This is a genomic window from Gracilibacillus sp. Marseille-QA3620 (genome assembly GCF_054950035.1).
In genome coordinates this window covers 457,506-477,610 of the sequence record NZ_CM143102.1, presented here as the reverse complement: position 1 = coordinate 477,610, position 20,105 = coordinate 457,506, and the positions used below count along the sequence as shown (strand labels likewise).

Genomic DNA, 20,105 nt, shown 5'->3' with positions numbered 1-20,105 from the left:
GTTCAAAAATTCAAAATAATGTAATATGATAGTCTACAAATAGAAAGGAGATGAAAAGATTCGTGAAAGCTATTCGCTCTATCCTTCTTTGGGGGATTATCGCTGCCATCGGGGCAGTTGGGTTTGGGGTACTTGCATTAAATCAGGGGGAAACAATCAATTCAATCTGGCTGTTAACCGCCGCTGTTTGTACATATGCAGTTGCCTACCGCTTTTATAGTAAGTTTATTGCTCATAAAGTCTTTAATCTGGATGACAACCGAAAGACACCCGCTGAATTGAACAATGACGGGAAGGATTATGTCCCGACAAATAAATGGGTACTCTTCGGTCATCATTTCGCTGCCATCGCTGGAGCCGGCCCACTGGTCGGACCAATTCTCGCTGCACAAATGGGCTATCTTCCAGGGACCATCTGGATTATTGTCGGTGTTGTCCTAGCCGGTGCTGTCCAGGATTTCGTTATCTTGTTCGGCTCTATCCGCCGCAATGGAAAATCACTCGGTGAGATGATTAAGGAAGAGATTGGTCCAGTGACCGGGTTCATCGCCATGGTTGGTATTTTCGGCATCATGGTTATTCTTCTTGCCGTATTGGCTTTGGTTGTGGTGAAAGCGCTTACCGACAGCCCTTGGGGAATGTTTACGATTGCCGCCACCATCCCAATCGCCTTCTTCATGGGAATATACATGAGATACTTGCGCCCCGGCCGTGTTGGGGAAGCCTCTATTATTGGTATTATTCTATTATTGCTCTCTATTTATTTCGGCCAATATGTTTCACAGCATGAGACATTAGCCGAGATGTTTACCTTCACTGGCGAACAAATCGCGATTATGCTGATCATTTATGGCTTTGTTGCCTCTGTTCTCCCTGTATGGCTTTTGCTTGCGCCGCGTGATTATTTAAGCACCTTCTTGAAGATTGGCACCATCGTTGGTCTTGCAATTGGGATTCTCGTTGTTGCGCCTAATCTTGAGATGCCGGCCATGACGCAATTCGTTGATGGAACAGGACCTGTCTTCTCAGGGAATCTCTTCCCATTCCTGTTCATTACTATCGCCTGTGGAGCGGTCTCTGGTTTCCACTCACTCATCTCATCCGGCACAACGCCGAAGATGATTGAACGTGAGTCACATGCCCGTCCAATCGGTTACGGAGCCATGCTGACAGAATCCTTTGTCGCTGTTATGGCGATGATTGCCGCCTGCGTTCTGACACCAGGCATTTATTTCGCCATCAACAGTCCAGCCGCCGCAATCGGTACAGACCCGGCCGCGGTCGCAACAACGGTCTCCAGCTGGGGCTATACGGTTTCCCCGGATGATTTAACAACGCTCGCAGATGATGTTGGGGAATCCTCCGTCATTTCACGTACAGGCGGAGCACCGACACTTGCCATTGGAATGGCGCACATCTTCTCCCAAGTGATTGGCGGCAAGGCACTCATGGCCTTCTGGTACCATTTCGCCATTCTCTTTGAGGCTTTGTTCATCCTGACGACCATTGATGCCGGAACTAGGGTGGGGCGATTCATGGTTCAGGATCTTATCGGCACCTTCTACAAACCATTCGCCAAGACCGAATCTTGGATTCCAAATATCATTGCGACCGCCATATGTGTCCTTGGCTGGGGATACTTCCTCTACCAAGGCGTTGTTGACCCGCTCGGTGGCATCAACACATTATGGCCGTTATTCGGGATCTCGAATCAAATGCTTGCCGGAATCGCCCTCCTGCTTGGCACGACCATCCTCTTTAAGATGGGCAAGACAAAGTATGTCTGGGTTACCTTAATTCCGACCACCTGGATTCTCATTGTCACCATGACAGCCGGCCTGCAAAAAATCTTCCATGAGAAGATATCCATCGGTTTCTTGTCACACGCCAAAGTGTACAAGGAGGCCTACGATAATGGAGAAGTGCTTGCACCGGCCAAGGATTTAGGCGAAATGAAGCAAGTCATCTTTAATGATTACCTTAATACCGGTTTAACGGCAGTCTTCATGATCGTCGTCATCACCGTCCTCATCTCAGCCGTTCGCATCTGGATTAAATTAATCAGAGGTCAATCTGTCACCATGCACGAATCAGAATACATCAGCCGAAATGCCTGATCAGAAAGGAGATACTTCATGTTTAAAAAAATCAGACATGCACTCTCCTACCGAAAACAATTTATCAGTCTAATGGTAGGCGTGCCAAGCTATGAAACCTATGTGGAACACATGAAAACCCATCATCCAGGCGAACCGATTCCATCTCGCAAACAATTTTTCTGCGAGGCACAGGAAGCCCGCTATAATGCGAAAGATGGGAAAGTCTCACGTTGCTGCTAATTAACAGAAAGAGGGAAGCCCCGAATGTGCTGGGCTTCCCTCTCTTCCTCTATTAATCCTCGTCCTTTGCATCCCAATCCTCTGGAATGGGTTCATGGAGCCATTCCTGAAACATCCTCTTATATACTTCGAGCTGTTCATGGTAATTGGAGAACTGTTCACGATTGATTAAATATTGTTCCCCATCAAAGACAGCACGGATTTTCTTCTCCTGAATGAGCTGGTCTAAATAGGAGACCGGCAGATTCAAGTATTCCGCTGTTTCCTTCACAGAAAGGTACATACCTCTCACCTCTGATTAACGATAGTCCATTCAGTCTAGCATACTTTATGAAGAAACACATCTCAGAGCACAGCAGCAGACTTATCGTTTATCTATCCATTTCGATAGGTACATCAAGCGAAAAAAACATTGGGATTCCGACAATAATATAGAGTCCCCCTTTAGCATGACCTGGTCAAAGAGATAGGTAAAGCCAACCACCCATATGAATAATACTGCCTATTTAAGTATCTTCATAAGAAACCCCGTTTCAATAACCCTTTATCTCTCAATCTTTATTCACACAGAAAGAGTCTGGGACAAAGCGAAATAAATGATTCTCAAAAATGAAAGATGATAACTTATTCTTCCTATTCAATAGCAGTAGGAAATAAAAGTACGTTCCATTCAGCGAAATACACTCGCTTTCCGCAGGGAAGAAACTGAGCCTCCCAGGCGCTTACACCTGTGGGGTCTCAAGCCTTTCCTCGACTTCCAGCAGGAATCGAGTGCATTTCACTCCATTCCACTAGTCACTAATAGTAGAAAGCCTCCATCAACTTATGCATGGAAAACAACAAATAAAGACCCGAAGGATTAGACGATAGATTCATTCCTTTATCGTCTAATCCTTCGGGTTTATCATTGGCTGAAATACTTATGTCCCAGCCTCTTAACAATAATCTTATCTATTCATATATACCCCTTGATTTCCCCCATACCTCTTTGCTCTGCAGCCAGAGCAAGGAATATCCAGTCCCCCAACTAAATATCCCAAAGCATTTCAAGCTGTGCATTCCCCCCTTAATGAATACACATGACAAAACTCAGTTATTCATCTCAGCATATTCCTTCTCTTCCATCAGCATGGTTCCCTTTGTTTGATAGTTTGTGTGCCAAGAGAAAGCCTTTTCAAGAATATGCGGAGTTTGTCCACCGCGTGTTAATGCTTCTGTATAGTAATCCCATAGCTGCTTTCGGTACATTGGATGTGCGCAGTTCTCAATGATGACGCCGACACGCTCTCTTGGCGCCAATCCTCTAAGGTCAGCATATCCTTGCTCAGTGACGACAACATCCACATCATGCTCAGTGTGATCAACATGGGACACGAATGGAACAATGCTTGAGATTTTGCCATCCTTGGCAATTGATTTCGTTACAAAGATTCCATAACGGGCATTTCGTGCAAAGTCACCTGAGCCGCCGATGCCGTTCATCATATTTGTTCCGCATACATGCGTGGAGTTTACATTCCCGTAAATGTCCATTTCAAGGGCCGTGTTAATAGAAATCAAGCCCATACGACGGATGATTTCAGGATGATTAGAAATTTCCTGCGGACGCAAGACAAGTTTGTCAACGTAGTTCTCAAAGTTTACAAGCAGATTATCCATTGCCTTTTCGGACAGGGTAATCGAGCATCCTGATGCGAATTTGATTTTCCCCGCATCCATCAAGTCAAATACAGCATCTTGAAGAACTTCCGAATACACCTCAAGGTCATTGAACTCGGAATGAAGGAATCCATGGAAAACAGCATTTGCAACGGTTCCGATACCGGATTGCAGAGGTGCCAGCTGTTTTGTTAAACGACCAGCCTTAATTTCCGCACGAAGGAAATTAAGCAGGTGATTGGCCATGATAACCGTTTCTTCATCAGGCGGAACAATAGTGGAAGCAGAGTCCAGCTTATTTGAGAAAACAATCCCCTTCACTTTGTCCAAATCAACCTTAATCCCAATCTCCCCGATACGGTCATCTGGTCGTTCAAGCGGAATTGGCTTCCTGCTTCCTTGCTCGCCTGGGTCATAAATATCGTGAATGCCCTCCAGCCATTCCGGCTGTGCCGTATTGATTTCAATAATGATTGCTTTTGCTTTTTCGGCAAATATTTGAGAGTTTCCAACAGAGGTACTTGGAATGATGTACCCTTCCTCTGTAATAGAAACCGCTTCCAAAATAGCGTAATCAATAGCCGGCAGAACATCTGCCCGAACCCATTCACATGTCTGAGATAAGTGCTGATCAATGAAATGCATATTGCCTTGGTTAATTTGTTTACGCATAATGGGCTCTGCTTGGAATGGAAGCCTCTTGTTGATGATTCCTGCTTCAGAGAAATACTTGTCTACATCAGGCCCCATGGACGCACCCGTATAGATATTGACTTTAAAGCTTTCCGTTTCTGCTCTCTTCACTAAGGCTTGAGGAATGGCCTTCACATCGCCCGCTCGAGTAAACCCGCTTAATCCCAATGTCATCCCGTCACTAATCCATGTGGCCGCCTCTTCTGGTTCAACGATTCGGTTACGTAACTCATGGTTTCGAATACGATTTAAATTGAGCTGCATCTCATCACTCTTTCATCGTTTTTTGATAAGTGTACCTCATATTTTTCACAGGTTAGACACATCTCGATAGGTCACCCGATTTTTTCGACGAACCAGAATTTTACACGGTTAAGCCAGCATTTACTAGAATCCTAGCATTCTTCTAAAATAACTTGAATAGGATTGACTCACCGGAATAAGCTGTCCATTCTTCATGGATAGAACAAAGGTGGAATGCGTATCAAGATAGATTTCCTTGATTTGCTTCACATTAACAATATAGGAGCGATGGCAACGGATGAAGCTATCCTTCGGTAACGTAAATTCAAATTCTTGCAGGGTATTCTTATTCGTGCCGGTATGCGTACTTGAGGTGACATATGTTCTCCGATTCTTCGATTCTATATAATAAATATCTTCATAGGTGACCGGTACCCAGCCATCCTGGGTTTTCAAGGTAACGACTGATCTCGCCTCTGTTAGTGCTGGATATATGGCTGTGATACAGCCGGCAATCTCTCCATCCTCATGAAAAGGAACCGCTATCCCGTGATATGGAACCCCTAGGACATCCCGACTAATAAATTCTGATGCCTTCTCTCCCGTATGAAGTGCCTTATACGTAATTGTCCCTTCCTTTACAGGATCGCCAGGGGCAATCTTTAAATTGATTCGTTTGCTTGACCGATAGAAAATATATTCCTTCGTATTGGTTACTGCAAATGAAATTTCCTCTGAAAAGAGCTCCCCTATCACGTCAAACAATGAATATGTCGTAAGTTTTTCCATGCGAACCCCCGCCTTGTCTTTGCTGTAATTAACTCTATTGTATAATTTTCCACCTATAGTTTCTAACAGGAACACTTCTTACCTTTCAATATGTATAGCTGATTGAGGAAAAGTAAAGGCTAATAAGCAATGACAAGAGATTATTTACAAAAGCGATTGAATTGTAAAGTTAATGTTAAGATTCTTCGGGACATATTTACTATTTATTTGTTCTACTCGATAATGAAGGAAGTTATTTCAATATAATTTTCAGGAGGAATATGGTGGATATCAATATTCAAGAGATCATCTTTCAATTCCTAGGCGGATTGGGTATCTTCCTTTTCGGAATCAAATTTATGGGAGATGGCCTTCAAAAGTCTGCCGGGGACAGGCTTAGAGATTTATTAGATAAATATACGACAAACCCCATTATGGGGATTCTGACAGGTATTTTGGTTACCGTCCTCATCCAAAGCAGCTCCGGAACAACCGTCATAACCGTTGGTCTCGTCAGTGCCGGATTTATGACCTTACGTCAGGCAATCGGCGTTATCATGGGGGCAAATATTGGGACAACCATTACGGCATTCATCATCGGGATTGATGTCGGCGAATATGCATTGCCCATTATCTTCGTCGGTGCAATTATGCTATTCTTCTTTAAAAATCAACGAATTCACAATATAGGACAAGTTGTTTTCGGCTTTGGCTTCCTATTCTTCGGTTTAGAGCTCATGAGCAGCGGAATGAAGCCGCTTCGCTCCTTCGAGTGGTTCCTTGATTTGACCGTCAGCTTGAGTGAACACTCCATACTTGGCGTATTAGTGGGAACCATCTTCACTTTAATTGTTCAAAGCTCCAGCGCAACAATCGGAATCCTGCAAGGTCTGTTTGGAGAAGGTCTGATTGACTTAAACGGCGCCCTTCCCGTATTATTCGGAGATAATATCGGAACAACCATTACAGCGATTCTTGCCTCCATCGGTGCATCCATTACCGCAAGAAGAGCGGCATGCGTTCATGTATTATTCAATATTCTCGGCGCAACGATCTTCCTTATCTTGCTCGTACCATTTACGGCACTCATCAACTGGTTCCAGGGCACTTTAGGCTTGAACCCTGAGATGACAATCGCTTTTGCACACGGGACGTTTAACGTGACAAATACGTTGATTATGATTCCGTTCATTGGTGCATACGCATGGATCGTTACGAAAATCATTCCAGGTGAAGACGAGATTATCGAATACAAACCAAAACATTTGGACCCAATTCTGATTGACCAAGCACCTGCCTTTGCATTAGCCCAAGCAAGACAAGAGACGATGCGCATGGGTAGATTCGCAGTCAAAGGATTGAAGGAAACGAAGAACTACCTTCTTAGTCAGGATGCCGCCTCTTTAAATAAAGGCTATCAAATTGAGGAAGCCCTAAATAATCTTGATCAAAAGATTACAGAATATCTCGTGAAAATTTCAACAAATGAACTCTCACAGCAAGCATCTGATGAGCATAGCATTCTTATGCATATGGTTAATGATATTGAACGAATCGGCGATCACTTCGATAATATTCTCGAGCTGACCGAATATCAAATCAATCATAAAATCACCATCACAGGTGAGGCAATGCAGCATCTTGATGAGATGTTCACCGTCGCTATCCAAGCCGCAACCTGCGCTATGGAAGCCTTTGAGAAAATGGATAAAGAACTAGCCCATAAGGTCGTCGATCATGAGCGTAAATTAGACAAAATGGAACGTCAATTACGTAAACAGCACATCCTCCGCCTTAACAACGGTGTCTGCACACCGCAAGCTGGATTGTTGTTCGTTGACATCCTCAGCAATCTTGAGCGTATCGGAGATCACTCTAAAAATATTGCCGAAACATTAATCGGCGAACAGTATTAATGATATCCCCCTATCTCGATTGAGATAGGGGCATTTTTTTGACAGGAATTAGCCGGTATCCTAATATTCTCTATCTCTCGTGTATGGAACATTATGATTCACTCATATATCCAATCGCCCATACCTCATGTTTTTAGTCTTGAGCTTCCTCGCACTCACCATAAGAATTTCACCCATAAATTCTGCCCCCACTCTTAAATCTATCGTTTTCTCCCTTAACTGGTCCTCTTTCTCCTATATAAAACCAAATAATCGATCACCTTCATTTCATAAGGAAGGTCCATCAGCCGGAAGACCAAAACAGACAAGTTAAAACACTTTTTTATACGCAGTCTTACTTTATTTTCATCAAAATGAAGCAAAATCCTCCCTATACATATCCATTTGATTTTGCTAGGTTCTTAGAGTGATAGGTACATACTTTCCTGCCAAGCATCATTCCTCCCATGTTTTCACAATAACAATAAGTTTGTTCACTTAATTACTGCTCTATGAAGATTTTGTAAATGGAACGTAAATACATAAAGGCAGCGTATTATCACATTTCGGATTTTTGTTTCACTAAAGTAAATGAATTATTAAATAATTGTAAAGATTCCCTAGAATACCTTTACTTTAAATACTTTCTACATAATAATTTGGAGGATTGAGTGTAAAATTTATACCTAGGAGGAAAATTGTGGAGATAAATATTCAAGAGATGATATTTCAATTCATCGGCGGATTAGGGGTCTTCCTATTCGGCATTAAGTTTATGGGTGACGGTCTGCAAAAGTCTGCCGGAGATCGTTTGCGCGATTTGCTAGATAAATATACGACAAACCCATTAATGGGAGTTTTGACAGGGGTCTTGGTGACAATCTTGATTCAGAGCAGCTCCGGAACCACTGTTATTACAGTCGGGTTGGTCAGTGCCGGGTTTATGACCCTTCGCCAGGCAATCGGGGTAATCATGGGAGCCAATATCGGAACAACCGTTACGGCCTTCATCATTGGGATCGATGTTGGTGAATATGCTCTCCCTATCATCTTTGTTGGTGCCATTCTGTTATTCTTCTTTAAGAATCAGAAGGTTCATAATATCGGGCAAGTCATTTTCGGCTTTGGTTTCTTATTCTATGGCCTTGAATTAATGAGCAGCGGGATGAAGCCATTGCGCTCGTTTGAATGGTTCCTTGATTTGACGGTCAATCTGAGTGAGAACTCCATTCTTGGTTTGATTGTCGGAACGGTCTTTACGTTGATTGTTCAGAGCTCCAGTGCCACAATTGGAATTCTGCAAGGACTATTCGGGGAAGGGCTTATTGACCTAAACGGCGCCCTGCCTGTCTTATTTGGAGATAATATCGGTACGACCATTACAGCTGTGCTCGCCTCTATCGGGGCTTCTGTCACGGCGAAAAGAGCTGCAAGTGTTCATGTTCTCTTCAACTTAATTGGTGCTGCTATCTTCATGATACTCCTTGTTCCTTATACTGCCTTGATTTCTTGGTTCCAAACGACCCTCGGATTGAACCCTGAGATGACAATTGCCTTCGCTCACGGTGCCTTCAACGTGACGAACACAATCATCATGTTCCCGTTCATCGGAGTTTATGCATGGCTTGTGACAAAGCTAATTCCTGGTGAGGATGCTGCTATTGAATTCAAGCCCAAGCATTTGGATCCTATCCTGATGGATAAAGCACCAGCCATTGCGCTTGGACAGGCAAAGCAGGAAATTCTGCGTATGGGCGGATTCGCTGTAAACGGCTTGGAGGAATCCAAGAATTACTTAATGACGAAAGATAAAACTTCACTCAATAGAGCCACACAGCTTGAGGAAGCCCTTAATAATCTTGACCATCGAATTACGGATTATCTCGTGAAAGTATCAGCAAGCTCTTTATCCCAGCATGAATCAGATGAGCATAGCATTCTAATGCATACGATTAATGACTTTGAGCGAATTGGGGATCATTTCGAGAATATCCTCGAGCTTGTCGAATACCAGCTTAGCAACAAGGTTTCTATTACAGAGGAAGCCATGTCTGATTTAGATGAAATGTTCAATATCGCCATCCGAGCGGCAAAAGAAGCACTCGATGCTTTTGAGCATATGGACAAAGAGGCTGCCTACAAGGTTGTCGAGCATGAACGCACCTTGGACAAAATGGAGCGCAAACTACGCAAGCAGCATGTTCTTCGGTTGAATAGCGGAGCATGCAGCCCTCAAGCAGGATTAGTGTTCGTTGATATCCTAAGCAATCTTGAGCGAGTTGGCGACCATGCCAAGAATATTGCCGAGACCCTGATTGGCGAGCAGGAGTAAGCATAATAATCCCCCCTTCATTTCATGAAGGGGGGATTATTTTTACCCTTTCAAAAACTCCTCGATAATGGCATTAAACGCTTTATCATACTCCCAAAACATCAAATGCCCGCCAAGAACCTCCACCTTCACGTCTGGTGAAATATGTGCAAGCGTTCCTTTTGCTGCGTCCTGCCAGTGCTCGGCAACAATAGCTAAGGTTGGCACAGCCTCACTCACTTGTCTTGCTTCCTTGCGGTAATCAGAGAACATGCCCGCTGCAAAAAGATTAGCGGCAATATAATAAGGAGTATTCAAGGATTGTTCAATCAGCCACTGCAGCTCCTTCTCGTTTAAATCACGCTGTACCATGACGTTTCTTGCATAATTCTCCACAAATGATCTCTGCCCCTTTGAATTACATAAATAATTCGTGTATGCTGCGGCGATATCATCTAAGCTTCCTTCTGTCCAATCTCCTTCATTAACCGAGAGGGCCTTTGGCGACATATCGACCAATATACACGACTTGATGGAGTCCACACCAAATTGCCTGACGTATTCCCAAATCGTCAAACAGCCAAATGACCAACCCATAAGCGTTGGTTCATGAACCTCCAACGCTTGAAGTACTGTCTGCAGATCTTTTGCATGGGTGATGTATTCATTCCCCTCTGCTGTAACTGTCGATCGTCCATGACTGCGCGGGTCGATGGCAATCACCCGATGTGTCTTGGCAAAATGCCCTATTTGCTTTTCAAATACCTCCAGGGTAAAGGTCCAGCCGGGAATAAACACCAATGGCTCCCCTTGTCCGATATCCCGCACATATAATTCCGCTCCACCAGAGAGCTCCACATACTTCCCACCTTTTGTCATCCTTATCGCCTCCCTCTTCCTATCCTTATTCAAGATACATCATTCGATTCCTTGCAATATTTCATGTATGCTTATGGTGAACATTCATTTCACTTGAAGGGAGCGATTAAGCACCATGAAAACAATGATTGTTTATGCTTCAAAAAGCGGCACCACCAAGACCTGTGCTGAGATGCTCGCACACGAGATTGACGGAGTTACAACCCTCATTGATATTGTCAGCCAAGAGCCTGATCTCAGTGATTATGACACTATTCTTATTGGCGGCCCGATTCGATACGGCAGGCTTCACAGCGCGGTAAAGGAATTTATGCAAAACCATAAGAGCGAACTGCTCGACAAGGAAATTGGTTTATTCATTTGCTGTGGCAATGAACAGCAGGCAGAGCAGCATTTCACCGATAACTTTCCGCCAGAGCTTCTAGCCCATGCACTTGCACATGAATCCTTTGGCGGGGAGATTCGCCTGGATGCACTCAGCTTTATTGAGCGGCTTGTTGGGAAGATGGCTATGAAGAGTCTCGCAGACGGAGAGACCGTCAGCATTCATAAAGATAAGATTGAACATTTTGCACATGCGGTAATGAGTTAAGATGATAAATAATTCCTAAGCCCCATATTATCGGGGCTTTTTTCGTGCCTATCGGGAAGCTGGAACAGCTTCTATCTGCTTCTTTACAAGCTTCGCTAATGCGATGATCGTATCATAGGAGTCATTCTGGAATTCAACTTGGGCAAACTCTGCTCCAAGCTCCGCACATACCTCCTGACATTCAGTACCCACCTCGAAGTATGATTCAATATCCGTTGACAAGGAGAGCAGCTCACAGGTTACAAAGCCTTTCCTGCCTTTTTGAACAAGCTCCTTGATAACCCCTGCCCCCTGAGCATTGGCATAAGGGCCATTCTCACATTAAGAGAATGGCCCTTATTTAATAAATGGCTTTATTCGCTTGTGCATACTCCTCGAATAACTCCATACATTGGGTACGGTCCAGCTCCTCAAGGTCAAGAATGGATGAATCCTCGAAACCATCCTGAATGAAACGATAAATAAAATCATCCCTGAATCCTATCGCCTCTGCGTCCTTCGGTGTGCAGCCATAGTACACCTTATGAATATTAGCCCATATAATGGCCGATAGACACATCGGACATGGAAAACCTGTAGCATACAGTACACAGCCGGATAAATCATGCGTTCCGAGCACCTCACCGGCCTTGCGGATCGCATTGACCTCCGCATGCGCGGTCGGATCATGATCCTTCAGCACGGTATTGGATGCAACCGCAATGACCGTCCCGTTCTTATCAATAATGGAAGCCCCAAACGGTCCCCCATCATTTTGGTTCATCGTTCTTCTTGCTTCTACTATCCCGCGTTTCATCGCATCATTCATCATTTCAACACCTCTTTTGTCTCAAGCACTCTCTTAGTCTATTCATTCAAATGCTCCTCTTATTCTTTACCCCGCACTAATAAACATCAAATGCTTTAGTAAAATCTTATGCCTTAATAACGCTCCTTGTCAGTCTGTTTGTTAGATAAGCTTCCAAATGATTTTTCGACATTTCCCAGTCATTTCCGGTTAAAATAATTGACCAATTTATCGCATTCATGTTAGACTTCCATTATTCTATAAAAATAAATGGGAATCATTTTCCCATGAAAACTGGATACTAGTAAGCGTTGAATGCCGTGGATCAAACTATGGCAGGAGCAGCTTCTGGAGAGACTGTACAGCAAATGTGCAGCGCCGAAGGATTCATAATCTCAGGCAAAAGGACAGGAGAGTAGCAAGTATTGCATTGTTATTTTTCTAAAATGCCCTTTAGAGATTGGATTCTGTTCCAATCTCTTTTTTATTTTCTCGAGGAACTTTATCCGGTTCATCTAGACATACAAGCGGAGGCGAAGAAACATGGGGCAACAAGAGTTAAAACGAGATTTAAAGAACCGGCACGTTCAATTAATCGCCATTGGCGGAACAATTGGAACCGGGTTATTTTTGGGGGCAGGTAAATCAATTGCCCTGGCAGGTCCATCTATCATCTTTTCCTATCTTCTGATTGGGATTGCGTTATTTTTTGTGATGAGGGCTTTAGGGGAATTGCTATTATCGAATACCGGGTATACCTCCTTCACGGAATTCGCCACGGAATATATCGGACCGTGGGCTGGATATGTGACAGGCTGGACCTATTGGTTTTGCTGGATCATGACCGCGATGGCGGACATCATTGCCGTCGGAGTCTACATGCAGTATTGGTTTGACATTCCGCAATGGATACCGGCATTTGCGTGCTTAATTATTCTCGTAGCATTGAATTTATTATCCGTTAAGCTGTTTGGCGAGCTTGAGTTCTGGTTTGCCATCATTAAGGTCATCACGATTATTGCTTTGATTGCGGTCGGAATTGTATTATTGGTCATTGGCTTTCAAACAAATACGGGAACGGTTTCCCTATCAAATATATGGAGTCACGGCGGCATGTTCCCGAATGGGGTCCAAGGCTTCCTGCTCTCCTTCCAGCTTGTCGTCTTTTCTTTCGTCGGCATGGAGCTTGTCGGTGTATCAGCAGCCGAAACAGCTGATCCTAAAAAGAACATTCCCTCGGCAATTAATAAGATTCCGGTACGAATTCTATTATTCTATGTCGGAGCGATTATCGTTATACTAACTATCAATCCATGGACAATGCTGAACGGAGACAGCAGTCCATTCGTCGGTGTATTTACGCTTATTGGCATCCCAGTGGCAGCCGGCATAATCAATTTCGTCGTCATGACATCTGCTGCATCAGCCTGCAACAGTGGTCTCTTCTCCACGAGCCGCATTCTTCACTCCTTAAGTAAGGATGGCTCTGCTCCGGCGAAAATCGGGAAATTGAATAAGAATGCCGTGCCAAGCAATGCGCTATTCCTTTCTGCCGTTGTTGTATCAATTGGGGCCCTTCTCAGCAAGGTCATTCCTGAACAGGCATTTACGATTGTGACGACCATAAGCGCAATCTGTTTCATCTGGGTATGGAGCATTATCCTGATTGCCCATATCCGTTATAAGAAAACACGGCCAGAACTTGCTGCTAAATCGACGTTCAAGGCACCATTCGCCCCATTCATCAACTATGCCGTTTTAGCGTTATTCGCACTCGTACTAATTGTCATGCTGTTTGCTGAGGCAACGAGACTCGCACTCTTACTGACACCAATTTGGTTCATCGCTTTAGTATTTCTTTATAATCGGCAGCGAAGTAAGATTGAAGTAGTAGAAAATAAGTGTTAACCATAGGAACCCGCCTAGAGAGGCGGGTTCTTTTTTACACCCACGCTTGGTCAATTTTAATTAATGGAATATTTTGCGGTTTATATAAGGGATATCTATTTTAGACCTCAAATATACTTTATTAACAGGAAATGCAGGCAGTAAATACTTAGCTGTTCAGAAGGGAAAGAGGATATTGTTTAAAAAAATATTAACCATTACTCTTACTTTATTATTATTAATTGGTACAAGTTTTAGTTTGTCACATCATTATCATTCCAATTTCCTTGACGATTCTTTTTTTGTAGGAGTAATCTTCACCCTATTCAATTGGTTTTTCACTTCAACCGGAGAGCTTAAAGCTCGATACTATGACCAAGCTATACAAGGGGTTCGCGGGATAAAAACAGATATACCAAATGTAAATAAAGAATTCTTCTTTTATCCAAACCTTCCTTTTCTCACATCCTTGATCTATACCCTTATTGCCTTTACCACAAAGTTTTATTGAGAAGGAAATGAACAAAATTAATTTTGTTACACTTAAAACAATCCATAGAATCATTATCTTCCCGAGTGAAAAAGCTCAATGCATTCCTCCCCCTCCATAAGTCATCATCCGGGTTCTTTTTCCAGCATTTTAGTATACTTATCCCTAATCAGCTTCATTTATAAGGGGGATTATCATGGAATAGTATCGTATTGATGCAAGCAAGGGACTTTAATTTGGTATTTATACATTGGGCGACCATTTACCTAATCCGCATACCGGGGACATTCAAGCGTTCTATTGACGCTTACCGGGAAGCAGCCAGACAAAACGGCTATGACCCATCTACCCTTCCAGTCGCAACGGCTGGCTTCTTCTTTATCGCAGACGATGCCGAGAAAGCGCTTGACGAGTACTACCCTCATATCAATAAAGGAATGGAACGCACCAAGGGACGCGGTTTTCCGCATGCTGCTTTCATCCAAGGAAGTAACCCGCATAATGTCATGAATGTCGGCAGTCCACAGCAGATTATTGAGAAAATCCTTTATCAGCATGAACAATTTGGTCACCAGCGCTATATTGCCCAGATGGATTTCGGCGGAGTGCCGCGCGAAAAAGTCATCGAGAAAATTGAAATCATTGGCACGGAAATCCTTCCTGCCATTCGAAAATATACTGCTAAATCATAAAAAAAGGACACATCGAATCACTAGCATTCGATGTGTCTATTTAATTCAGCCGTTAGCCTTTGAATACCGTCATACATCTCTTCCCTGCTTTTCTTATCATTCATCTCTGTTCGCGCATGGAGTAGAACAGGACGCACAGATTCGATCGAGTGTCCGAACGATTCCATCCATTGATAACGCGGTACCATCCATGTGTGAAAATGATGGGTTGTATCCTCATTATAGAAGTAATAGACATGCTCAATTCCAAGGACGGTCCGCTGTGCCCTTCTGATTTTCGCTAGAAAGCTGATATAGTCCAGCCGCTCCGCATCAGTCAATTCATCCAAGCTGATAATATGGCGTTTGGATGCGACAATCACCAGTCCCTTGATTGGATAGGCAGCATCCTGATGAGCATGGAAATGAGCTGTCTCCCCAATCACACCGCCATCCGGCTCAACCAGACCACTCGTTAACGCACAGCTCAGGCATTCCACCTCAGCGGTTCTTCCATCTGATAAAGTAATAGTTCGCATGAATCACCAGCCCTTTCACCAAACAAGATCATTTCTTACAAGGAATCGGTCATTAAACTCAATGGGAACCCCCACTCCATCCTTTTCAGCATGAATATGTACATGAGGCTCTGACGTGTTACCAGAATTGCCGACAAGTCCAAGCTTCTCTCCCGCCTCAACCTGTTCGCCTGCTTTGACCGTCAGACTGTCCTGCTGCATATGGGCAATCCATACTTGAGCTTCAGTACCATCACATTGAAGAGCCACATGGTTTCCTGCTGCCTTTTCCGGATTGGTTTGCGGCGGATTCAAATCAGGAAGTTCCTGTTCTGCCTCCACCACTTCTCCTGTACATGGACTGTAGATACCATCGCCATAGATTCTGTATTTAGAATTATCACCTGGATAAATGCCAGTGGCTCTCACTCCCCATTTGTCGATCTTTACGATATCAACTGCATATTGCTGGCTTTCATAGGCATGATGGTAGTTGACCTGAACATGAGCTCCTCCCTGTCCAATAAAATAGACTCCATCCTTTAACGGGAACTCCAGCTCAATGGCCTCCTCATTTGTCCAAAGCCCGCTGATAGCCAGCACATTATACAGACCGAATACCCCTATCAACAAAAGATAAAGAGCAAATGACCATTTCTCTCCCTTTTCTAAAGGTGCCCTGAAAGGCTTCCTTCTCACCTTCAAATAGGACAGGATAAGCGCAACAATCAACAAGAGAACCCAAATATATCTCAGATAATAGGTAAGGAAATCCCATGGCGCCGTCATAAACAGCCAGCTTACATAGAATATCGTGAACAGGGATTGCACCAGCCAATCCAACTTACTCTTCTTACTCCCTCTCCAAAGAGTCACAATGAAAACCGCTGGCAAAACCACTTGAAAGAAAACAACCTGAATCATAATCAACAGCATGACATTCCCCCATTTAGTTTGTTTGCTAGTCTATACGGTTTAACCAGAAAATGGTTTCTTATATTGATAGACTTTACAACCCGAATGACTATTCAGAATAGTTTTTATTTTGTGGTATAATAAATAAAGGTGATGATAATGAGTAAAACGACAAAGACAAAAGAAGATTTAATCTTACAGATACTTGATTCAGATCCTTTAAAGAACGATGTGGACTTGATGGAAGAATTAATTGATGAGCCTATTGCCTTTGATGTGGACAAGGCACACGGAGAAAATTTGAGCTTTGGGGCTCGGATGGCGGATAAGATTACCGAGCTTGCTGGTTCTTGGGGATTTATTATCCTTTTTTCGATTTTCCTTATCTTTTGGATGATCTTGAATTACTATTTAGCGGACAGAGCTCCTGACCCGTATCCATTTATTTTGTTAAATCTCATGCTATCCTGCCTTGCCGCACTGCAGGCACCTATCATCATGATGAGTCAAAACAGGCAAAGCCAGAAAGACTCGCTCCGAAGCCAATATGATTATCACACTGACTTAAAGAGTGAATTAATATTAGAAAAGCTTCACGACCAGATGCTCGAGATTGAGAAGAACCAGAAGGAAATTATAGAACAATTGAACAAACTTAAAAAGCAGGAGAGGTTGTAACCCCCTCATCTGATGCTGCAAACCGGTAAGAGAATGATAGATGTAAATCTAGAGAATGCTCATTGTTGCTGGGCTTTCCATCTAAGGCTCAAGAAATGAAGAAAAGCTGTCATCAACTAAAAAACCGGAGATTTGATCACCTGTAAAGGCAGCCGAATCTCCGGTTTTCTTTTTGTGAGAGTTTTTAAATGGCCGCCTCTTTCATCGAAGATTGTGTATCTTCAGCATAATCAGCCTGGCTTTCACGTATCAGGCTCATGGCAATCGCGCCAAAGATTGCTGCTATCCCGATAGCGAAGAAATTAAACTGTGGTGAGAAACCAAAGGTCAGTAGAATCCCTACATATGTCGGGGCTACAATCGATCCGATTCTCCCGAATGCCATTGTACTGCCCAGGGCCGCCGCTCGCACCTCAACCGAATAATATTGAGCCACATACGCATTGGACATATTTTGCAAACCGACAGAAGCTGCACCAATGAGCGCAATCAGCCCGTAGGCAACATAAATATTTTCCGAGAATCCAATCAGCGTCAATGATACTGCCCCGACAAAGTACAGCGGGATAAGAACCCGTTTGAAGCCAAGCAATTGAATCAGATTTCCAAATATCATCGTGCCAACAATGGACCCAAGCTGCAGAACAACGATAAACATCAGACTGGACTTCAAATCATAGCCGGCATTCATCATTAATGTTGGAAGCCATGTGTTCAAGGAATACATGAGGATGAATGTACAGAAGCAGGATAACCAAAACATCGCCGTACTTAAGCCAAGTTTGTTTTTGAAGAGATCGCGAACAGAGGATTGGTGACCAGCTCCTTCTTCTACTACAATAAAAGCAACATTATCAGGAAGCGTTGGATCAACCTTCTTTAAGACTGTGCGAAGGACTTGTGAATCCTCTTGTTTCATAAGTGAATGAATGGACTCCGGGACAATCCGGATTATGAAGGGCAGTGCCAGGAGCGGTAAAGCTGCCACCCAGTAGACAGGCTGCCACCCGAATCTCTCAAGTAATAGTTGTCCGCTAAAGGAGGCGAGCATCGCCCCAACGGAGTACCCGCAAAAGATGAGGGAAATGATAGCGGCACGATGCTTCATAGGAGCATATTCAGAGATTAACGCCGCAATATTCGGCATTACCCCTCCAAAACCTAATCCCGCAATAACCCGGCAAATAATAAAAAGAAGCGGTGTCGGCGCAAAACCAGATAATAACGTAAAGAAGCTAAACAAGAAAGTCGTAAATAAAATCAAGCGCCTTCTTCCAAATCGGTCTGAATATAGGCCAAAAATTACTGCACCAATTGCTGTCCCAATTGTCGTATAGCTGCTGATTGACCCCGCCATCATGTCCGAGATCCCCCATTCCGCTTTTAGAAATGGAATCGTTGCACCATAAATGACAACATCATAGCCATCGAACATCATGATAAAAAACATACAACTAATTAAAATATAATGAAAGCCTCTAAGTTTACTATGATTTATACGTTCAATAGGATTCACTTTCTCCATGGCGCCCTCCAAATCGTTTATGGTTTATGGAAATGCACAGCCGCCTGCACAGGATACAGGCGGCTGTATCTAGTTTACTGCCAAACCTCTTCAGCAATTTCTTTCACAAAACGAAGCTTGCGCCATTGCTCCTCTTCCGTTAGAATATTTCCTTCCTCCGTAGAGGAGAAGCCGCATTGGGGGCTTAAGCACAGCTGCTCAAGCGGAACATATTTTGCCGCTTCTGCAATCCGTGCTTTTATGGCTTCTTTATCCTCCAATTCACCATTCTTAGATGTTAGCAAGCCAAGCACGATTTTCAAATCCTTGCGATTAACGTATTTCAATGGTTCAAAGCTTCCTGAACGCTCATCATCAAACTCGAGGAATAAACCATCAACATTAAGGCCGCCGAATATTACCTCAGAGGCATAATCATATCCCCCGCTTGAGAAATAATTCGATTTATAATTCCCGCGGCAAATATGCATCGTCACAGCCAAGTCCTCTGGTTTATTGGCAATCGTCTCGTTAATCATCCGCTGCATGACCAGCAGCTCCTCTGCAGGGTCCAAGCCCTTTGCCCGCAGCTTGTTGTGACCTTCTTCTGAAAAGAGATCAGACCATGCTGTATCATCCAGCTGCAGGTATCGGCAGCCTGCATCATAAAAGGCTTGAATAGCCTTTTGATAAGCGGCAATCGTATCTTGCAAAAGCTTCTCCCGGTCTTGATATCTATCATCATTTATATCCGCACGATAGAGAAGCATATTCGGGCTCGGGATAGTTTGTTTGACGACAGCATCACCCGCATGCTCCTGTACAAATCGGAAATGCTCCAGAAATGGATGGTCCGAGAAATCAATCTGGCCACTAACACGAATTCCTTCCTTGCGTGTCTCCATCTTGTGAAAGCTAAGACCCGTCTCCTTTTCATAATAGTCAACGCCATCAAGACCGCCTAAGAAGTCAAAATGCCACCAGCTTCGGCGGAATTCCCCATCCGTTACCCCAATTAATCCATTTTCCTTTTGCTTTTCGATAAGGTGAATGATTTCTGCATTCTCGACATTCTTCAATTCCTCGTATGTAATGGTACCAGCTTTATAATCCTCTCTTGCCTGTTTAAGAGGCTCCGTGCGCAATAAGCTGCCAACGTGATCGTAACGGAATGGTGCAGTGATTTTTGTACTTTCTTGAATGTGGATAGTCATGAAATGCATCTCCTTCTTCCTTTGTCTTATTAGGAAGTGTAGCATGACCGCATCACTCGCAG

General features: G+C 43.6%; 17 protein-coding genes, 1 pseudogene and 1 riboswitch. Of the genes and pseudogenes, 8 read left to right on the top strand and 10 right to left on the bottom strand.

Annotated elements, in window-relative coordinates; genetic code table 11:
• The first annotated feature begins 62 nt into the window (after window positions 1-62).
• Both ACY8DX_RS02420 and ACY8DX_RS02415 read left to right on the top strand, forming a co-directional pair.
• Window positions 63-2,117: a carbon starvation CstA family protein gene (locus ACY8DX_RS02420; protein ID WP_049672265.1), complete on the top strand. Its 2,055-nt coding sequence runs from the start codon at window positions 63-65 to the stop codon at window positions 2,115-2,117.
• Window positions 2,118-2,135: 18 nt separating this feature from the next.
• Window positions 2,136-2,339, top strand: a complete 204-nt coding sequence (locus ACY8DX_RS02415) for a YbdD/YjiX family protein (protein ID WP_049672266.1) — start codon at window positions 2,136-2,138, stop codon at window positions 2,337-2,339.
• Window positions 2,340-2,391: 52 nt separating this feature from the next.
• Here ACY8DX_RS02415 and ACY8DX_RS02410 read toward each other — a convergent pair whose 3' ends face one another.
• The 3 genes from ACY8DX_RS02410 to ACY8DX_RS02400 all read right to left on the bottom strand — a co-directional run bounded on the left by ACY8DX_RS02410 (window position 2,392) and on the right by ACY8DX_RS02400 (window position 5,723).
• On the bottom strand, window positions 2,392-2,622 hold the full coding sequence (locus ACY8DX_RS02410; protein WP_049672267.1) for an excisionase family DNA-binding protein: 231 nt from the start codon (window positions 2,620-2,622) through the stop codon (window positions 2,392-2,394).
• Window positions 2,623-3,428: 806 nt separating this feature from the next.
• Entirely contained in the window at window positions 3,429-4,955 is a 1,527-nt protein-coding gene (locus tag ACY8DX_RS02405) for a succinyl-CoA:acetate CoA-transferase ScpC (RefSeq protein WP_462406148.1), read from the bottom strand.
• Window positions 4,956-5,078: 123 nt separating this feature from the next.
• Window positions 5,079-5,723 carry a LytTR family DNA-binding domain-containing protein gene (locus ACY8DX_RS02400; RefSeq protein ID WP_439802733.1) on the bottom strand — a complete coding sequence of 215 codons (645 nt, stop codon included), beginning with the start codon at window positions 5,721-5,723 and terminating at the stop codon, window positions 5,079-5,081.
• Window positions 5,724-5,983: 260 nt separating this feature from the next.
• On the opposite strand from ACY8DX_RS02400, the gene ACY8DX_RS02395 reads away from it, so the two are divergent.
• Window positions 5,984-7,618 (top strand): Na/Pi cotransporter family protein, encoded by a 1,635-nt coding sequence (locus ACY8DX_RS02395; protein ID WP_049672270.1) that lies wholly within the window; start codon window positions 5,984-5,986, stop codon window positions 7,616-7,618.
• A 679-nt stretch (window positions 7,619-8,297) separates the two neighbouring features.
• The gene (locus tag ACY8DX_RS02390; protein WP_439802732.1) at window positions 8,298-9,929 is read left to right on the top strand and encodes a Na/Pi cotransporter family protein; all 1,632 of its coding nucleotides are present in this window, start codon (window positions 8,298-8,300) and stop codon (window positions 9,927-9,929) included.
• Window positions 9,930-9,971: 42 nt separating this feature from the next.
• Here ACY8DX_RS02390 and ACY8DX_RS02385 read toward each other — a convergent pair whose 3' ends face one another.
• On the bottom strand, window positions 9,972-10,787 hold the full coding sequence (locus tag ACY8DX_RS02385; protein WP_462406147.1) for an alpha/beta fold hydrolase: 816 nt from the start codon (window positions 10,785-10,787) through the stop codon (window positions 9,972-9,974).
• 115 nt (window positions 10,788-10,902) lie between these two features.
• Here ACY8DX_RS02385 and ACY8DX_RS02380 point away from each other — a divergent pair, with 115 nt between their 5' ends.
• Window positions 10,903-11,379, top strand: coding sequence for a flavodoxin domain-containing protein (locus ACY8DX_RS02380; RefSeq protein ID WP_049672272.1), 477 nt, complete (start codon window positions 10,903-10,905; stop codon window positions 11,377-11,379).
• Window positions 11,380-11,427: 48 nt separating this feature from the next.
• Here ACY8DX_RS02380 and ACY8DX_RS02375 read toward each other — a convergent pair whose 3' ends face one another.
• Together ACY8DX_RS02375 and ACY8DX_RS02370 are read right to left on the bottom strand one after the other, a co-directional pair.
• Window positions 11,428-11,571 (bottom strand): hypothetical protein, encoded by a 144-nt coding sequence (locus ACY8DX_RS02375; RefSeq protein ID WP_462406146.1) that lies wholly within the window; start codon window positions 11,569-11,571, stop codon window positions 11,428-11,430.
• A gap of 148 nt (window positions 11,572-11,719) precedes the next feature.
• On the bottom strand, window positions 11,720-12,190 hold the full coding sequence (locus ACY8DX_RS02370; RefSeq protein WP_462406145.1) for a nucleoside deaminase: 471 nt from the start codon (window positions 12,188-12,190) through the stop codon (window positions 11,720-11,722).
• Between the two features lie 314 nt (window positions 12,191-12,504).
• Window positions 12,505-12,587, top strand: a riboswitch (glycine riboswitch).
• Window positions 12,588-12,709: 122 nt separating this feature from the next.
• On the opposite strand from ACY8DX_RS02370, the gene ACY8DX_RS02365 reads away from it, so the two are divergent.
• Both ACY8DX_RS02365 and ACY8DX_RS02360 read left to right on the top strand, forming a co-directional pair.
• Window positions 12,710-14,074 (top strand): amino acid permease, encoded by a 1,365-nt coding sequence (locus tag ACY8DX_RS02365; protein WP_439802730.1) that lies wholly within the window; start codon window positions 12,710-12,712, stop codon window positions 14,072-14,074.
• 756 nt (window positions 14,075-14,830) lie between these two features.
• Window positions 14,831-15,235, top strand: a pseudogene (locus ACY8DX_RS02360) (LLM class flavin-dependent oxidoreductase); the annotation flags it as partial.
• A 20-nt stretch (window positions 15,236-15,255) separates the two neighbouring features.
• On the opposite strand, the gene ACY8DX_RS02355 reads toward ACY8DX_RS02360, so the two are convergent.
• Both ACY8DX_RS02355 and ACY8DX_RS02350 read right to left on the bottom strand, forming a co-directional pair.
• Complete coding sequence (locus ACY8DX_RS02355) at window positions 15,256-15,753, bottom strand: HIT family protein (RefSeq protein WP_462406144.1); 498 nt, start codon at window positions 15,751-15,753, stop codon at window positions 15,256-15,258.
• Window positions 15,754-15,768: 15 nt separating this feature from the next.
• Entirely contained in the window at window positions 15,769-16,668 is a 900-nt protein-coding gene (locus tag ACY8DX_RS02350) for a M23 family metallopeptidase (RefSeq protein WP_462406143.1), read from the bottom strand.
• 138 nt (window positions 16,669-16,806) lie between these two features.
• Between ACY8DX_RS02350 and ACY8DX_RS02345 the strand changes: the two genes are divergently transcribed.
• Window positions 16,807-17,325, top strand: coding sequence for a DUF1003 domain-containing protein (locus ACY8DX_RS02345; protein WP_049672278.1), 519 nt, complete (start codon window positions 16,807-16,809; stop codon window positions 17,323-17,325).
• A gap of 184 nt (window positions 17,326-17,509) precedes the next feature.
• On the opposite strand, the gene ACY8DX_RS02340 is transcribed toward ACY8DX_RS02345, so the two are convergent.
• Window positions 17,510-18,775, bottom strand: a complete 1,266-nt coding sequence (locus ACY8DX_RS02340) for an MFS transporter (protein ID WP_462406142.1) — start codon at window positions 18,773-18,775, stop codon at window positions 17,510-17,512.
• Between the two features lie 149 nt (window positions 18,776-18,924).
• The gene (locus ACY8DX_RS02335; RefSeq protein WP_049672279.1) at window positions 18,925-20,043 is read right to left on the bottom strand and encodes a 5-methyltetrahydropteroyltriglutamate--homocysteine S-methyltransferase; all 1,119 of its coding nucleotides are present in this window, start codon (window positions 20,041-20,043) and stop codon (window positions 18,925-18,927) included.
• Window positions 20,044-20,105: the final 62 nt, after the last annotated feature.

Excerpts from the sequence above, each read along its gene's own strand:
- ACY8DX_RS02345 (WP_049672278.1), top strand. The coding sequence starts at position 16,807 with ATGAGTAAAACGACAAAGACAAAAGAAGATTTAATCTTACAGATACTT.
- ACY8DX_RS02405 (WP_462406148.1), bottom strand. The coding sequence starts at position 4,955 with ATGCAGCTCAATTTAAATCGTATTCGAAACCATGAGTTACGTAACCGA.
- ACY8DX_RS02380 (WP_049672272.1), top strand. The coding sequence starts at position 10,903 with ATGAAAACAATGATTGTTTATGCTTCAAAAAGCGGCACCACCAAGACC.
- ACY8DX_RS02400 (WP_439802733.1), bottom strand. The coding sequence starts at position 5,723 with ATGGAAAAACTTACGACATATTCATTGTTTGACGTGATAGGGGAGCTC.
- ACY8DX_RS02415 (WP_049672266.1), top strand. The coding sequence starts at position 2,136 with ATGTTTAAAAAAATCAGACATGCACTCTCCTACCGAAAACAATTTATC.
- ACY8DX_RS02355 (WP_462406144.1), bottom strand. The coding sequence starts at position 15,753 with ATGCGAACTATTACTTTATCAGATGGAAGAACCGCTGAGGTGGAATGC.
- ACY8DX_RS02395 (WP_049672270.1), top strand. The coding sequence starts at position 5,984 with ATGGTGGATATCAATATTCAAGAGATCATCTTTCAATTCCTAGGCGGA.
- ACY8DX_RS02350 (WP_462406143.1), bottom strand. The coding sequence starts at position 16,668 with ATGCTGTTGATTATGATTCAGGTTGTTTTCTTTCAAGTGGTTTTGCCA.
- ACY8DX_RS02370 (WP_462406145.1), bottom strand. The coding sequence starts at position 12,190 with ATGATGAATGATGCGATGAAACGCGGGATAGTAGAAGCAAGAAGAACG.
- ACY8DX_RS02410 (WP_049672267.1), bottom strand. The coding sequence starts at position 2,622 with ATGTACCTTTCTGTGAAGGAAACAGCGGAATACTTGAATCTGCCGGTC.
- ACY8DX_RS02340 (WP_462406142.1), bottom strand. The coding sequence starts at position 18,775 with ATGTTTTTTATCATGATGTTCGATGGCTATGATGTTGTCATTTATGGT.
- ACY8DX_RS02365 (WP_439802730.1), top strand. The coding sequence starts at position 12,710 with ATGGGGCAACAAGAGTTAAAACGAGATTTAAAGAACCGGCACGTTCAA.
- ACY8DX_RS02335 (WP_049672279.1), bottom strand. The coding sequence starts at position 20,043 with ATGACTATCCACATTCAAGAAAGTACAAAAATCACTGCACCATTCCGT.
- ACY8DX_RS02385 (WP_462406147.1), bottom strand. The coding sequence starts at position 10,787 with ATGACAAAAGGTGGGAAGTATGTGGAGCTCTCTGGTGGAGCGGAATTA.